This is a genomic window from Streptomyces sp. NPDC001381, assembly GCF_042895685.1.
Lineage (GTDB): Bacteria > Actinomycetota > Actinomycetes > Streptomycetales > Streptomycetaceae > Streptomyces.
In genome coordinates this window covers 133,789-146,781 of the sequence record NZ_JBIAWO010000007.1, presented here as the reverse complement: position 1 = coordinate 146,781, position 12,993 = coordinate 133,789, and the positions used below count along the sequence as shown (strand labels likewise).

The following is a 12,993-nucleotide window of genomic DNA, read 5'->3' as shown; positions in this document are numbered from 1 at the left end:
CCTACTGGTTCCACTACAAACAGGTCACGCACCCTCGACAGACCAATGTGAGAGGGGTCACCCTGTCATTCATCCACGCGGGGAGGCATGGATGGGCAGGAGCCGCAGAACGATTCCGGAAGAGCTTCTTCTGCTGGCGTTGGACCCGACCACGGGTACCACCGCACAGCCGCAGTCGCTCGACCTTGGTCTGGCCGGAGCACAGCTAGTGGAGCTGGCGCTGGCCGGACGGATAGCCCCTGACGGGGATCGTATCGCCGTGGTGTCCCCACGGCCGACTGGAGATCCGACTTTGGACTGCGCGTTGGAGTTGCTGCGAAGGCGTGGCGCTCCCGTACGGGCCGTCCACTGGATCGGCGGGCCGCGTCTCGGGCTCCGCCAGACCTACCTCTCGCATCTGGAGCGGTGCGGCATGGTGCATGCCGTGGCGGGCCAGATGTGCGGGGTGCTGCCGACGACTCGCTACCAGGCGACGGACACCGAGATCAGCCGGGAGATCAGGGCCCGGCTGGACTCCGCGATCCGCACCGGCGTTCCGCCGGACCCGCGGACCGCGGCGCTCGCCGCACTGGCGCACGCGGTCGGCCTCGGCAAGCACCTGTACCCGGGGAACGAGGGGCGCTCGTCCCGCTCCCGGTTGCGGGACCTGATCAGGCACGACCCCATGGGCGGTCTCGTCGCGCACGCCGTGATGGACGTCCAGAACGGCGCGGCGGCCCAGCCGCGCCGCGGTCCGGCCGCTCCGGCCGGCCGGCAGGCAGGACCGGGTGGCAGGCCCGTACCGGAACCGGCCCGTGGTGTTCCGGCACAGCCGCACCGCGGCCCCATGGCGCGTGTCGTGGCGCACTGAGCCGCAGTTCCACGACCCGTCCGCACGCAACTCGTAAGACCCGTAAGGCCCGTAAGACCCGTTCGGGAGCCGCCGCGGCCCGCGCGGGGTGGTGAAGCCGTGTGTCCGTCGCGACACCCGGTCCGCCGCCCCGCGCGGACGCATGTACGGGGGCGCACGCCGGGGGCGCACCGGGCCGGGCGCCCGGATCCGGCGAGGTCCGCGCGCCGCGGCGGGCGGTACCCGAACTGACGTGTACCGGCCGCATATCCACCGTTTTCCAGCGGTACGAAGCACCTTGGTGGCAGTCTGCTGAACAGCAGATACGCAAAGTGTCAACTACAGGCATGCAGCCGGAGGTGCGCGTCCCGTGACGTCCAATGTCAATCCCACGGTCAGGCGACGCCGGTTGGGCCAGGAGCTGCGCCGACTCCGTGAGGAGAAGGGCATGACGGCCGAACAGGTCGCCGAGCGCCTGCTCGTGTCCCAGTCGAAGATCAGCCGTCTGGAGAACGGCCGGCGCAGCATCAGCCAGCGCGATGTGCGTGATCTGTGCGGAGTCTACGAGGTCGAGGACCAGCGGATGGTCGAATCGCTGATGGAAATGGCGAAGGACTCCCGCCAGCAGGGCTGGTGGCATGCCTTCGGGGACATTCCCTACAGCGTGTACATCGGCCTGGAGACCGACGCGGAGTCGCTGCGGGTGTACGAACCCCAGACCGTCACCGGCCTGTTGCAGACCCGCTCGTACGCCGAGGCCATCATCCGGGGGTCGCTGCCCGAGCGGCCGGAGGCCGAGGTCGACAAGCGGGTGCAGGTGCGTCTGCGGCGGCAGGAACGAATCACCACCGGCGACAGTCCGCTGCGCCTGTGGGTCGTGCTGGACGAGGCCGCCCTGCGCCGGGTCGTCGGCAGCCGGCTGGTGATGCGTGAGCAGCTGGAGCATCTCGCCGAGATGTCGCGGCTGCCGCATGTCACCGTGCAGGTGCTGCCGTTCGAGGTCGGCGCGCACCCCGGTCTCAACGGCCAGTACACGATCCTGGAGTTCGCGGACGCGTCCGACTCGAGCGTGGTGTACATCGAGGGCGTGACGAGCGACCTCTATCTGGAGAAGGCCTACGACGTCCAGCAGTACTCCGTGATGTACGAACACCTGCGGGCGCAGGCGCTGAACGTGGAGCACTCGCGGCGGGTCATCGACGACCTGGCGAAGGAATACGCGCGATGACCTCCGCGCGCGGTCGCGCATAGTACACCGCTGACACGCTCGACTGGAAGACTCACCTGGAATATGCCATTCGGTCGAGTGAATGGCTCCTCCGGTCAGCGGTGTGGGCGAGTAGCGTCGATCACGCCAACGATCACCGACGTTGGCGCAAAACCGTGACTCGCCAACTGGCTAACGGAGCAACCATGGCAATTCGTCTGGGCGCCACGGACACGTGGACCACGTCCTCCTACACCAACGGCAACGGCGCCTGTGTGATGGTCAGGTCGACCGTCGAAGAGACGCTGGAGCTCGGGGACACCAAGATCCCCGAGGGTCCCAAGCTGGCCTTCGACGCCGGCGTGTGGAACGCCTTCGTGGCGTCGGTGAAGGGGTAGGGGCACGGAGTCTTCTGAGCCTCGCCCCCGTTACCGGCGGACCACCGCACAGCCACCGACAGAGCCCTCTCGACAAGATCGCCGTCCTTGCCGAGGGGGCTCGGCCCGTACCCCGGCGCGGCCGGCCTCCGTCAGGCCCGCTTCACCGGGAACGCCACGTCGCACACCGGGTCCTCCGGGCCCGCCGTGTCCCACTCGGCGAAGTAGATCTCGCGGCACGGGCCGTCGTACTCCCAGCCCTCCCGCTTCATCCATGCCTCCACCGCCTCGAACGCGGCGATGATCTGCGGATGGGCGACCTGTGCCTTGGTGATCCGGGTGTACGCCAGCCGCCGGGCCGGCTCCACCCGCGCCTCGACGTGCCGCCCCCGCCCCTGCGCGGCCGCCCACGCCCGGGCCGCCGCCTCGTCGGCGACGGGCACGCACGCCTCGGCCGGTCCGTCGCTCTCCATGGAGACCTCGGCGTGGTAGACGACGAACGGCGCGCCGATGCTGCCCCCGCACTCCCCGGCCGCCTCCTCCAGGCGGCCCAGCGAGGCCGGGATCCAGGCCGGCAGCTCGTCCGCGAGGGTGTGCCGGGTCTCGGTGACGACCACCCGCGCGGGCACCTCGGCCATGGCGATCTCGAACTTCTCGTACATCTCGGAGCTCCTCCCCGACAGCCGTCCACGGAGGTACGCGGCGAGCGTGCGCTGGGCGGCGAACCGGGCCTCGACCTCGCCCCAGTAGGCGGCGAGCCGGTCCCCGGCCTCGGCGCCCACCGGGGTGCCGACGATCTCGGCGATCCGCGCGAGCGGCATGTCGAGCTGCCGCAGCATCGCCACCAGCCGGGCGCGGTCCACCTGGGCGGCCCGGTAGTAGCGGTAGCCGCTGACCTCGTCGACGTGCGCCGGGGCCAGCAGGCCCAGCCGGTCGTAGAGCCGCAGCGCCTTGGCCGACAGACGGGCCCGTGCGGCGAACACACCGATGGTGAGCAGCTCGTCGTCGTTCCGTACGTTCACCTGGCCGACCTCCGTCGCCGGGCGGCCTTCTCCGCCCGGCGACGAGGAGACTCCGCCTTGCCCCGGGGGCAAGGTCAAGCGGTCCGGCCGAGCTGCGCCTCGATCGCGGACACGACCTCGGCCGCCTCCGGCTCGGTCTGCGGGGAGAAGCGGGCGACGACGGTCCCGTCGCGGCCGACGAGGAACTTCTCGAAGTTCCAGCGGATGTCGCCCGCGTGGCCCTCCGCGTCCGCGAAGCCGACGAGGCGCTCGTAGAGGGGGTGCCGGCCCTCCCCGTTCACCTCGGCCTTCTCGGTCAGCGGGAAGGTCACGCCGTACGTCGCCGAGCAGAACTCCGCGATCTCCTCGGCGGTGCCGGGCTCCTGCCCGAGGAACTGGTTGCACGGCACCCCGAGCACGGTGAAGCCCTGGGCGGCATACCGCTCCTGGAGCCGCTCCAGGCCCGTGTACTGCGGGGTCAGCCCGCACTTGGAGGCCACGTTCACGATCAGCACCACCTGGCCCGCGTACTGCGACAGCTCCGCGGAGCCGCCCCGGAGAGCGGCGATCTCGACGTCGAGGGGGGAGGAGGACACGGCATCAGTAGTCATGCGTGGATGCTAGGGGGTGTTTCGAAAGTCCCGTGCGGTGCCCGGGGCAGGTGACGGAACGGGCCGCACGACCCGCGGCCCCGACGGCCGGACCGGGCCGCTCCCGGGATCGGAAGCGCCCACCAGCACCTCCCCCGCGCCGGTCCGCGAGTACAGCACCGACCGCCCCGCCCGCCGCCGCTCCACCAGCCCCGCGTCCCGCAGCACCCGCAGATGCCGGCCCACCGAACCCAGCCGCTGCCCGGTCAGGGCGACCAGCTGGGTCGTGCTCAGGGGCCCCTGGCCGAGCAGCACCAGGACCGACGCCCGTGCCGGACCCAGCAGGGCGCCGAGGGCCGCCGGCGCGGCCCGCTCCCGGTCGTCCCCGGCCAGCGCCCCCGCGCACGGGTACACGACGGCGTACCGCTCCCGCCCCTCCCACGACACCCACCCCGCCGTCGGGGTGACGGGCACGAGGACCAGTTCGGCGCCGGAGATCTCGCGGGGCGGGTATTCATGGGTGTTGACCTGGAACCGGTTCTCCCCGAGCCACCGCGTCCCCGGCCGGAGAGAGTCCAGCACCGCCGCCCAGCCTCCCTTGCCGACCTGCGCGGTCCGCGCGACGACATCGGCTTCCAGCACATGCCGTCGGCGCTCCCAGGACGGCCGTACCGCCGTCTCCCACACGTACTCCAGCAGCGCGGCCGCCCGCTCGGGCAGGTCGTCGCGGTCCAGGGCGGCGGGCAGCGGGCCGGCGAGGGACATCCGCAGATGCGCGCGGGCGTCCGCCGGGTCCGCCGCCCGCACCCGGGCCACGCCCTGCTCGAAGGTCTCCCCGGCGTGCGGGGTCGGAGTGAGGAAGTCGGCGATCCAGCTCCTCCCCAGCCCGGCGCGGACCAGCAGCGCGGTCACCGGGTCGGCCGCCAACCCGGCGCGGTAGCCGGGCAGATGGGTTCGCAGCCAGGCGTGCTCGCCGGGATGCGTCCCGGACCCCGCGTGCAGCAGCTTCAGGCTCGCGAAGGTCTCGGCGAGCGGCGACAGCACGAACCGGCTGCGGGCGAGGGTGTCCGCGTTGACCTGCCACCAGCCCACGGCAACTCCTTCCGCGCGCACGAGGTTTCGCGTGTCCGCGAAACAATGATGACCCGCCGCGGGGCCGCCGGAGACTCCGGCCATGACCGGCTACCGACAGCTCCTGCGCACCCCCGAGTTCACCCCTCTGTTCCTTTCCTCCGCCGCCCACACCGCCGCCTCGACGGTGAGCGGGCTCGCCCTCGCCACCCTCGTCTACCGCGCCACCGGCTCCCCGCTGCTCTCCGCCGTGAGCATGTTCGGGCCGTCACTGGCCCAGGTGCTGGGTGCGACCGTGCTGCTCTCGGGCGCCGACCGGCTGCCCCCGAGGGCGACCCTGGCCGGCCTGTCCCTCGCCTTCGCCGTCACCACCACCCTGCTGGCCCTGCCCGGGCTGCCGGTGTACGGCGTCCTCGCCGTCGTCCTCCTCCAGGGCCTGATCGACTCGCTCGGCGGGGGCGTCCGCTGGGGACTGCTGAACGAGATCCTGAGCGCAGGCGGCTATCTGCCGGGGCGTTCGCTCTTCAACGTCATGCACGGGCTCCTCCAGGTCACGGGGTACGCCACCGGAGGGGCCCTGATCGCCGCCCTGGGCCCGCGCCCCGTGCTGCTGCTCGCCGCCCTGCTCCACGCCGTCGCCGCCCTGCTCGCCCGCCTCGGCCTGACCGCCCGCCCGCCGCGCGCGGCGGGCCGCCCCTCGGCCGCCGCCACCTGGCGCACCAACGCCGTGCTGTGGTCCTCCCGTCCCCGCCGTCTCACCTATCTCGGCCTGTGGGTGCCCAACGGCCTGGTCGTGGGCTGCGAGGCCCTGTTCGTGCCGTACGCGCCCGGATCGGCGGGCACGCTGTTCGCGTGCGCGGCGCTGGGGATGCTGGCCGGTGACGTGACGGTGGGCCGCCTGCTCCCGCCGGCCGTACGGGCCCGGGCGGCGACTCCTCTGCTGCTGCTCCTGGCCGTCCCGTACCTCTTCTTCGCCCTGCGCCCCGCTCCTCCCCTCGCCGCCGCCTGCGCGGCCCTCGCCTCCGTCGGCTTCGGCGCGAGCCTGGTCCAGCAGGAACGCCTGATGTCCCTCACCCCCGCCGAACTCGGCGGACAGGCACTGGGGTTGCACTCCGCCGGGATGCTCACCCTCCAGGGGACGGCCGCGGCGCTGGCGGGCGGGATGGCCCAACTCACCTCTCCGGGCGCCGCGATGACGGTGATGGCGCTGACGTCGGCCGTGGTGACGGTGGCGCTGGCCGTGGCGGCCCGGACGGGCTCCGGCGGCACCCGGAAGGGGCAGGGCGGAGCAGGCGACCGGTCAGGCCGCCGCGCACGGTCGAGCGCGGATCACGGCACGTCGGGCGGAGCGCTCAGGCTCCGCTCTCCGGGCCGGTGAAACACCTCGGTCACCTTGCTGCCGAGGACCACGTGGGCGAGGAGCGCGGGCAGGGGGGCGCGTTCGGCCGCGAGGGGGGGGCGTCGCGACACGGCCGCACGCGGCGTCATGCTCCGGGGCGAGCCGGCCGCCCCGCTCGGTGAGCGCGGTCCGCACGGCCCGCCCGTCGCGCGGATCGGCGCGGTCAGGCGGGTTCGACCGCGGAGACGGGGGTGACCGTCACCGTGTCGTCGCACTCCGCGAACTCGCCGTCGTCCAGGGCGACCTGGTACGAACCCGAACCCGGCAGCCCCACGACCGTCGTCGGGTACGTGACCGGGTCCGCGCCCGACGCGCAGGAGCCGTCGCCCTCTCCCTGGACCTGTACGAAGGTCAGCTTCACCCAGGCCGTCCCGCCCGGCGCCACCGTCACCGGGGTCGCCGTACCGCTGGGCGTCACCTTCAGGGGGCGGTTGTGCTCCGGGGATCCGTTGCCCGCGCCCGCGACCGTCGGGTGGCCCCGAAGGACGCAGGAGGCGCCGGAGGTGTTGGTGAACGCCACGACCGCCGCGCCGGTCCCGGTGCCGTCCGGCCGCTCGGCGGCCTGCCGGGCCGCGGCCTCGAGACTGCCGGCGGAACAGACGGGCGCACCCCCCGAGGCCGGAGCCGGGCCGGCCGGGTCCGCCCCCGCGTCACCGGGTTCGCACCCCGTCACCACCAGCGCGGCCGAGACCGCGAGCACCACCGACGCCGTCCTGTGGATGCCGTACCGCATATCGTCCCCCGAGGTCGCTCCGGCGGGACCTGCCCTCGCCGGCCCCCACCGGCGCAGACGGGCGGGCGGGGACGCGGGGTTCTACCGGGTGACGTCCTGTGACGGACCGGTGACGAAACGTACGTGGAGATGGCCGTCGAGCGGAAAGGCGGGCGGCGCGGCGGGCAGGGTGCGGGCGAAGGCGTAGCCCGCCTTCCCGGCCACCCGGCACGACGCCTCGTTGTCGGCCTGGTGGAGGAGTTCCAGGCGGTTCAGCCCGGCCTCGGCGAAGGTGTCGAACGCCCAGTGGGTGAGGGCCTCAAGGGCACGCGGTGCCACGCCCCTGCCGCGCGCGTGGGCGGCGGTCCAGTACCCCACCTCGGCACTCGGCTCGCCGGCCGCGACGTCCTTGAGGACGATGTGGCCCGCCAGCCGCCCCTGCTCCGGCACCGGTCCTGCCTCCAGCACGGCGAAGGCGAACCGCTCGCCGGCCTCCCAGTCCGCCCGCTGCTTCTCCAGCCACCGCGCCACGCCGGGCCCGTCGGTCGCGGGCACGCTGCCCCAGCGCCGCAGGACGGGATCCCGGAAGGCCTCGACGAGGTCCGCGACGTCCTCCGGCCGCCAGGGGCGCAGGCTGAGAGCGGGGGCGCCGGGCCTCGCGTCGGCCCGGAGCACGACCGTGGTGGGTGGCATCCGTCGATCGTACGCGGCGCCGGCGGCCCGGCCGTCAGGCGAGCAGCCTGCGCTTCTGCTCCTCGAACTCCGCCTCGCTCAGGACGCCTTGGGCCTTGAGCTCGCCGAGCTGCTTGAGCTGGTCGATCTTGCTGCTCATGTCGTCGGCGAGGGGCGTGGTCTGCGGAGGCTGCTGGGGGGCCTGGGGTTCCTGGTAGGCCGGAGCGGCCTCCTGGGCGGCCCAGCGGCCCTGTTGGCGGCGTGACACTCGGTTGGAGACCGCGGTCGCCGTTCCCGCGACCACCGCGGTGCGGGCGACACCGCGAAGAAGACCTGGCATGGCGATCTCCTTTCACCCGGACGGTACCTCCATTGGAGCACGGTTCCCGCTGATCTGCCGGGGACCGCAATTCGTGGCAGGCTGGAAATGCGTTTTTGCCCCGGGTCGAAGGAGCTCGAAATGGCTACGCAACGCACAGGAATGTCGCAGGGCACCGCGCGCGGTGGAATGGCCGTATCCGGCTGGACTCTGTTCGCCGCGATCATGATGGTGTTCGGCGGCGTCATGGCGATATTCGAGGGAATAGCCGCCATAGCCGAGGACGACGTGTTCGTCACCACCAGGAATTTCAGTTTCCAGTGGAGCCTCACCGGTTGGGGCTGGCTGCACCTCGTGCTCGGCATCGTGGTGACGCTGGCGGGCATCGCGCTGTTCAGCGGCGCCATGTGGGCGCGTGTCGTCGGTATCGCCCTGGCCGGACTGTCCATGATCGCCAACTTCGCGTGGCTGCCCTGGTACCCGTTCTGGGCCATCATGCTGATCGTCATCGACGGCTTCGTGATGTGGGCGCTGTGCGTCGGACCCAGCAAGGACGCCAGAGCCTGAAGCACGGCATTGCGCCGTTCGGCCCCGGCCGTCACCCGCACGGGCAGCCGGGGCACGCGTCGCCGGGCCGTCGTGTCCCCGCGGTGTTTTCGTTGAGGGTGGACTTTCCCCGGCCGACGGGGGTGCACCCGTAGGGAGACATCGATGGCGACCAGCAGCGGCAGTCCGGATGTTCAGCCGGTCGCGCCGATCCCCTTTCCTCTGCTGAAGGGGCAGAAAGCCCTCGTCACCGGCGCCAATTCCGGTATCGGCAGGGCGACCGCCGTCGCACTCGGGCGGGTCGGCGCCGACGTCGTGGTGAACTACGTCGCCGGCCGGGACGCCGCCGAGGACGTGGTCCGCGAGATCGAGGGGTTCGGGGTCCGGGCGTACGCGCACGAGGCGGACGTCTCCCAGGAGGACCAGGTCGTCGGCATGGTCGCCCGGATGGTCGAGGAGTTCGGCACCATCGACGTGATGGTGGCCAACGCGGGCCTGCAGCGGGACGCGCCCATCACGGACATGACGCTGGACCAGTGGCACAAGGTGCTGGACGTCAACCTCACCGGCCAGTTCCTGTGCGCGCGCGAGGCCACCAAGGAGTTCCTGCGCCGGGGCGTCGTCCCGGAGGTCTCGCGGGCCGCCGGGAAGATCATCTGCATGAGTTCGGTGCACCAGCTCATCCCCTGGTCCGGACACGCGAACTACGCGACGTCCAAGGGCGGGGTGCTGATGCTGATGGCGACGCTCGCGCAGGAACTCGCCCCGCACCGCATCCGGGTCAACGCGGTCGCCCCCGGAGCCATCCGCACCCCCATCAACCGCGATGCCTGGGACACCCCCGAGGCCGAGGCCGACCTGCTGCGGCTCATTCCCTACCGCCGGGTCGGCGACCCCGACGACATCGCGAACGCCGTCGCCGTCCTGGCCTCGGACCTGCTCGACTACGTCGTGGGCACCACGATCTACGTGGACGGCGGCATGACGCTGTTCCCCGGCTTCGCCACGGGCGGCTGACACCTTCCGTACCCCCGCCCGTCCCGACGACCAGCGAGGCCCCGCGTGACCCACGCGATCGACGTCCTGGCGGCCACCCCGCCCCAACTGCTGCCCGCACGCGAACTGATGGCCTTCACCCTGGCCTCCCACATCCTGCTGGTGCCCTTCGGCGTCGCCCTGCCGTTCCTCACCCTGCTGATGCACCACCGCGGACTGCGCCGGGGCGACGAGGCCGCGCTGCGGCTCGCCCGCCGCTGGTCCGCGGTGATGGCCGTGCAGTTCGCCATCGGCATCGTCACCGGCACCGTACTGTCGTTCGAGTTCGGGCTGCTGTGGCCCGGCATGATGGGGCGCTGGGGCGACGTCTTCGGACTCGCCTTCGGCATCGAGGCCTGGGCCTTCTTCCTGGAGGCCGTCCTCCTCGCCGTCTACCTGTACGGCTGGCGCACGCTCCGCCCGTGGCCGCACTTCTGGGTCGGCGTCCCGCTGTGCGCGTCCGCGCTGCTCGGCGCGTTCGGGATCATCGCCGCGAACTCGTGGATGAACACCCCCCGGGGCTTCACCCTCGACGCCTCGGGAAGACCGGCGAGCGTCGACGTGCGCCGGGCGATCTTCACCCCCATCTTCGGCCCCGAGTACTGGCACTTCCTGGGCGCCGCCTACATGACCGCCGCGTACTGCGTGGCCGGCGTGTACGCCGTCGGCCTGCTGCGCGGACGCCGGGACCGCTACCACCGGCTCGGCTTCACCGTGCCGTTCACCGTCGCGGCCGTCCTCACCCCCGTCCAGTTCATGCTGGGGGACTCGCTGGCCCGCGCCGTCTTCCACAAGCAGCCGGTGAAGTTCTCCGCCATGGAGATCGTCTGGCGGACCGGCACCCATGTGCCGGAGTACATGTTCGGACGGCTGCACTCCGACGGAAGCATCTCGGGAGGCATCAAGATCCCTCAACTGGACTCGATCCTCGCGGGCTTCAGCCCCGCCACGAAGGTGCCGGGGCTCACCGCCGTCCCCGCGGACACCCGGCCGACCGCCGCCCAGGCCACTCTCGTGCACTGGGCGTTCGACATCATGGTGACGCTCGGCAGCCTGCTGATCCTGCTCGCGCTCTGGTACGGCTGGTCCTGGCTGCGCCGCCGCGACCTGCCCCGGTCGCGCTGGTTCCTGCGGTGCGCGGCCGTCGCCGGCGCGGCGTGCCTGGTGTGCGTCGAGTGCGGCTGGGTCACCACGGAGGTGGGCCGTCAGCCCTGGATCGTGTACCAGCACATGCGGGTGTCGGAGGCGGTCACCGGAACGCATGCCTACGGGCTGTGGACGATGCTCGGGATCGTGGTCGTCGTGTACGCTGGCGCCTTCGCCGCGTTCCTCACGGTCGTACGGAAGATGAGCGCCCGCTGGCGGGAGGCCGACGCCGGCGGGGACGTCGTACCGGAGGGGCCGGAGAGCGACATCCCCTACGGGCCGCGCGCCCTGTCCCGCGTCGGCGGCGGCGGGCCCGCGCACCCGACGCCGGACCACCGGACGCCGCCACCCGGCAACGGAGCCGGGGGATGAGCGTCGCCGACCTGATCGCCTGGGTGCTGCTGGTCCTGGTCGCCGCCTACGCCTGCGCCGGGGGAGCGGACTACGGCGCCGGGTTCTGGGACCTCATGGCCGGCGGCGCCGAGCGCGGGAAACGGACCCGCGGGCTGGTCGACCACGCGATGGCGCCGGTCTGGGAGGCCAACAACGTCTGGCTCATCTTCATCCTGGTCGTCCTGTGGACGGGCTTCCCGGTCCTGTTCCAGACGATCTTCTCGGCGATGTGGCTCCCGCTGGCCCTCGCGGCCGTGGGCCTGGTCCTGCGCGGTGCGGGCTTCGCCCTGCGCAAACCGACCCGGCGGCTCGCCGGACGCAGGGTCTACGGGGCCGCGTTCGCGGTCTCCTCCCTGCTGACGCCCTTCTTCTTCGGCACGGTCGTCGGCGGCCTGGTCACCGGCCGGGTGACCCCGGGGACGCCGGCGTCGGCCGACGCGTGGTCCAACAAGACGTCCGTGATCGCGGGCCTGCTCACCGTCGCGGCGACCGCCTTCCTCGGCGCGGTGTTCCTCACCGCCGACGCCCGCCGCTACGGGGAGCGCGCGCTCGTCGGGTACTTCCGGCTGCGGGCCTGGGGCAGCCTCGGCGTCATCGCCGTCCTGGCGGGCGTCGGACTCGGCGTGACGCGGGACGACGCCCCGTACGTGTACGACGGTCTCACCGGCGGGGCGGGGCTGGTACTGGTGCTCCTGGCGGTGGCCTGCGCGCTCGCCACCGCGGGACTCCTGTACCGCCTCGCCACCGGGTGGGCGCGGGTCACGGCGGCCGCCGCGGTGGCCCTCGTGGTCGCCGCGTGGGGGGTCGCCCAGCGGCCGTATCTCCTCCCGACCTCGCTGACCGTCGCCCAGGCGGCGGGCGCCTCGACGACGCTGCGCTGGCTGGCCCTGGTCACCCTGATCGCGGTGGTGCTGGTCGGGCCGCCCCTCGTGCTGCTCTACCGCCTCGACACCCAGGGCGCCCTGCGGCCCCTCACCGACGCCGACCTGCGCAGGGCGGCACCCGGGGACGGTCCCGGGGGGCCCACGTGATCGTCGTGGTGCTGGGCGTGTCGGGCTCCGGGAAGTCCACGGTCGGCGCCGCGCTCGCCGACGCGCTCGGCATGCCGTTCCTGGACGGCGACGCGGTCCACCCCGCCGCCAACGTCGCCAAGATGCGCGCCGGGCAGCCCCTGGACGACAGGGACCGCGAGCCGTGGCTGCGCGTCCTCGCCGACCGCATCCACGCGGCCGCCGAGGCCGGCGGGGGGCTGGTGGTGGCCTGCTCGGCGCTCAGGCGCCGCTACCGCGACGTACTGCGGTCCGCCGCGCCCGGCGTCTGGTGTCTGCACCTGGCCCTGGACCGCGACACCGCCCGGCGACGGGTTGCGGCACGCACCGGGCACTTCATGCCGGCCGAACTGGTCGACTCCCAGTTCGACACCCTGGAGCCCCTGACCCCGGACGAGCCCGGCACGACCCTCGACGCCACCACCCCCCTCCCGACCACCCTGACCCGGGCCCGCTCCGCACTCGCGGACTTCGGCCGGGGTGGGGGTGGCGGTGGGGACGGGGGCGGTGGGGACGGAGGCGGGGAGGGCTGAAGGGGGCCTGTCGGGGGGCGTCCTCGTGTGGACCGGGGCGCGGGACCGGGGCGCGGGACCGGGGCGCGGGACCGGGGCGCGGGGTGGTGGTCGTGGGGTCCGGTAGGCCGGCCG

General features: G+C 72.9%; 15 protein-coding genes. 9 read left to right on the top strand and 6 right to left on the bottom strand.

Going from position 1 to position 12,993, the window contains the following annotated elements; translation table 11 throughout:
- The first annotated feature begins 91 nt into the window (after positions 1 to 91).
- From ACFY2L_RS28485 to ACFY2L_RS28475, 3 genes are all read left to right on the top strand, one after another.
- Positions 92 to 850 (top strand): GPP34 family phosphoprotein, encoded by a 759-nt coding sequence (locus ACFY2L_RS28485; protein ID WP_390823822.1) that lies wholly within the window; start codon positions 92 to 94, stop codon positions 848 to 850.
- Positions 851 to 1,199: 349 nt separating this feature from the next.
- Positions 1,200 to 2,057, top strand: a complete 858-nt coding sequence (locus ACFY2L_RS28480) for a helix-turn-helix domain-containing protein (protein ID WP_390660326.1) — start codon at positions 1,200 to 1,202, stop codon at positions 2,055 to 2,057.
- Between the two features lie 185 nt (positions 2,058 to 2,242).
- Positions 2,243 to 2,434, top strand: a complete 192-nt coding sequence (locus ACFY2L_RS28475; protein ID WP_390660325.1) for a DUF397 domain-containing protein — start codon at positions 2,243 to 2,245, stop codon at positions 2,432 to 2,434.
- A 131-nt stretch (positions 2,435 to 2,565) separates the two neighbouring features.
- On the opposite strand, the gene ACFY2L_RS28470 is transcribed toward ACFY2L_RS28475, so the two are convergent.
- The 3 genes from ACFY2L_RS28470 to ACFY2L_RS28460 all read right to left on the bottom strand — a co-directional run bounded on the left by ACFY2L_RS28470 (position 2,566) and on the right by ACFY2L_RS28460 (position 5,096).
- The gene (locus ACFY2L_RS28470; RefSeq protein ID WP_390823821.1) at positions 2,566 to 3,435 is read right to left on the bottom strand and encodes a MerR family transcriptional regulator; all 870 of its coding nucleotides are present in this window, start codon (positions 3,433 to 3,435) and stop codon (positions 2,566 to 2,568) included.
- A 74-nt stretch (positions 3,436 to 3,509) separates the two neighbouring features.
- On the bottom strand, positions 3,510 to 4,025 hold the full coding sequence (locus ACFY2L_RS28465; protein WP_390660323.1) for a glutathione peroxidase: 516 nt from the start codon (positions 4,023 to 4,025) through the stop codon (positions 3,510 to 3,512).
- A 9-nt stretch (positions 4,026 to 4,034) separates the two neighbouring features.
- Positions 4,035 to 5,096, bottom strand: coding sequence for an ArsR family transcriptional regulator (locus ACFY2L_RS28460; RefSeq protein ID WP_390823820.1), 1,062 nt, complete (start codon positions 5,094 to 5,096; stop codon positions 4,035 to 4,037).
- A gap of 82 nt (positions 5,097 to 5,178) precedes the next feature.
- Between ACFY2L_RS28460 and ACFY2L_RS28455 the strand changes: the two genes are divergently transcribed.
- On the top strand, positions 5,179 to 6,453 hold the full coding sequence (locus ACFY2L_RS28455) for an MFS transporter (RefSeq protein WP_390823819.1): 1,275 nt from the start codon (positions 5,179 to 5,181) through the stop codon (positions 6,451 to 6,453).
- A gap of 184 nt (positions 6,454 to 6,637) precedes the next feature.
- Here the strand turns inward: ACFY2L_RS28455 and ACFY2L_RS28450 are convergent, their stop codons facing one another.
- The 3 genes from ACFY2L_RS28450 to ACFY2L_RS28440 form a co-directional block, all read right to left on the bottom strand.
- Positions 6,638 to 7,207 carry a DUF4232 domain-containing protein gene (locus ACFY2L_RS28450; protein ID WP_390823818.1) on the bottom strand — a complete coding sequence of 190 codons (570 nt, stop codon included), beginning with the start codon at positions 7,205 to 7,207 and terminating at the stop codon, positions 6,638 to 6,640.
- Positions 7,208 to 7,288: 81 nt separating this feature from the next.
- Positions 7,289 to 7,879, bottom strand: coding sequence for a GNAT family N-acetyltransferase (locus ACFY2L_RS28445; protein WP_390823817.1), 591 nt, complete (start codon positions 7,877 to 7,879; stop codon positions 7,289 to 7,291).
- 34 nt (positions 7,880 to 7,913) lie between these two features.
- Positions 7,914 to 8,198 (bottom strand): SHOCT domain-containing protein, encoded by a 285-nt coding sequence (locus ACFY2L_RS28440; RefSeq protein ID WP_390660318.1) that lies wholly within the window; start codon positions 8,196 to 8,198, stop codon positions 7,914 to 7,916.
- 120 nt (positions 8,199 to 8,318) lie between these two features.
- Between ACFY2L_RS28440 and ACFY2L_RS28435 the strand changes: the two genes are divergently transcribed.
- The 5 genes from ACFY2L_RS28435 to ACFY2L_RS28415 all read left to right on the top strand — a co-directional run bounded on the left by ACFY2L_RS28435 (position 8,319) and on the right by ACFY2L_RS28415 (position 12,879).
- The gene (locus ACFY2L_RS28435) at positions 8,319 to 8,744 is read left to right on the top strand and encodes a hypothetical protein (protein ID WP_390660317.1); all 426 of its coding nucleotides are present in this window, start codon (positions 8,319 to 8,321) and stop codon (positions 8,742 to 8,744) included.
- A 144-nt stretch (positions 8,745 to 8,888) separates the two neighbouring features.
- Entirely contained in the window at positions 8,889 to 9,740 is an 852-nt protein-coding gene (locus tag ACFY2L_RS28430; RefSeq protein WP_390660316.1) for an SDR family oxidoreductase, read from the top strand.
- Positions 9,741 to 9,785: 45 nt separating this feature from the next.
- On the top strand, positions 9,786 to 11,276 hold the full coding sequence (locus ACFY2L_RS28425; RefSeq protein ID WP_390823816.1) for a cytochrome ubiquinol oxidase subunit I: 1,491 nt from the start codon (positions 9,786 to 9,788) through the stop codon (positions 11,274 to 11,276).
- The gene (locus tag ACFY2L_RS28420; protein WP_390823815.1) at positions 11,273 to 12,328 is read left to right on the top strand and encodes a cytochrome d ubiquinol oxidase subunit II; all 1,056 of its coding nucleotides are present in this window, start codon (positions 11,273 to 11,275) and stop codon (positions 12,326 to 12,328) included. The genes ACFY2L_RS28425 and ACFY2L_RS28420 overlap by 4 nt, the downstream gene beginning before the upstream one ends.
- Complete coding sequence (locus ACFY2L_RS28415; RefSeq protein WP_390660314.1) at positions 12,325 to 12,879, top strand: gluconokinase; 555 nt, start codon at positions 12,325 to 12,327, stop codon at positions 12,877 to 12,879. The genes ACFY2L_RS28420 and ACFY2L_RS28415 overlap by 4 nt, the downstream gene beginning before the upstream one ends.
- The last annotated feature ends 114 nt before the right edge of the window (positions 12,880 to 12,993 follow it).

Coding starts and splice junctions, on each gene's coding strand:
- ACFY2L_RS28485 (WP_390823822.1), top strand. CDS start 92: ATGGGCAGGAGCCGCAGAACGATTCCGGAAGAGCTTCTTCTGCTGGCG.
- ACFY2L_RS28475 (WP_390660325.1), top strand. CDS start 2,243: ATGGCAATTCGTCTGGGCGCCACGGACACGTGGACCACGTCCTCCTAC.
- ACFY2L_RS28465 (WP_390660323.1), bottom strand. CDS start 4,025: ATGACTACTGATGCCGTGTCCTCCTCCCCCCTCGACGTCGAGATCGCC.
- ACFY2L_RS28455 (WP_390823819.1), top strand. CDS start 5,179: ATGACCGGCTACCGACAGCTCCTGCGCACCCCCGAGTTCACCCCTCTG.
- ACFY2L_RS28450 (WP_390823818.1), bottom strand. CDS start 7,207: ATGCGGTACGGCATCCACAGGACGGCGTCGGTGGTGCTCGCGGTCTCG.
- ACFY2L_RS28445 (WP_390823817.1), bottom strand. CDS start 7,879: ATGCCACCCACCACGGTCGTGCTCCGGGCCGACGCGAGGCCCGGCGCC.
- ACFY2L_RS28440 (WP_390660318.1), bottom strand. CDS start 8,198: ATGCCAGGTCTTCTTCGCGGTGTCGCCCGCACCGCGGTGGTCGCGGGA.
- ACFY2L_RS28435 (WP_390660317.1), top strand. CDS start 8,319: ATGGCTACGCAACGCACAGGAATGTCGCAGGGCACCGCGCGCGGTGGA.
- ACFY2L_RS28430 (WP_390660316.1), top strand. CDS start 8,889: ATGGCGACCAGCAGCGGCAGTCCGGATGTTCAGCCGGTCGCGCCGATC.
- ACFY2L_RS28420 (WP_390823815.1), top strand. CDS start 11,273: ATGAGCGTCGCCGACCTGATCGCCTGGGTGCTGCTGGTCCTGGTCGCC.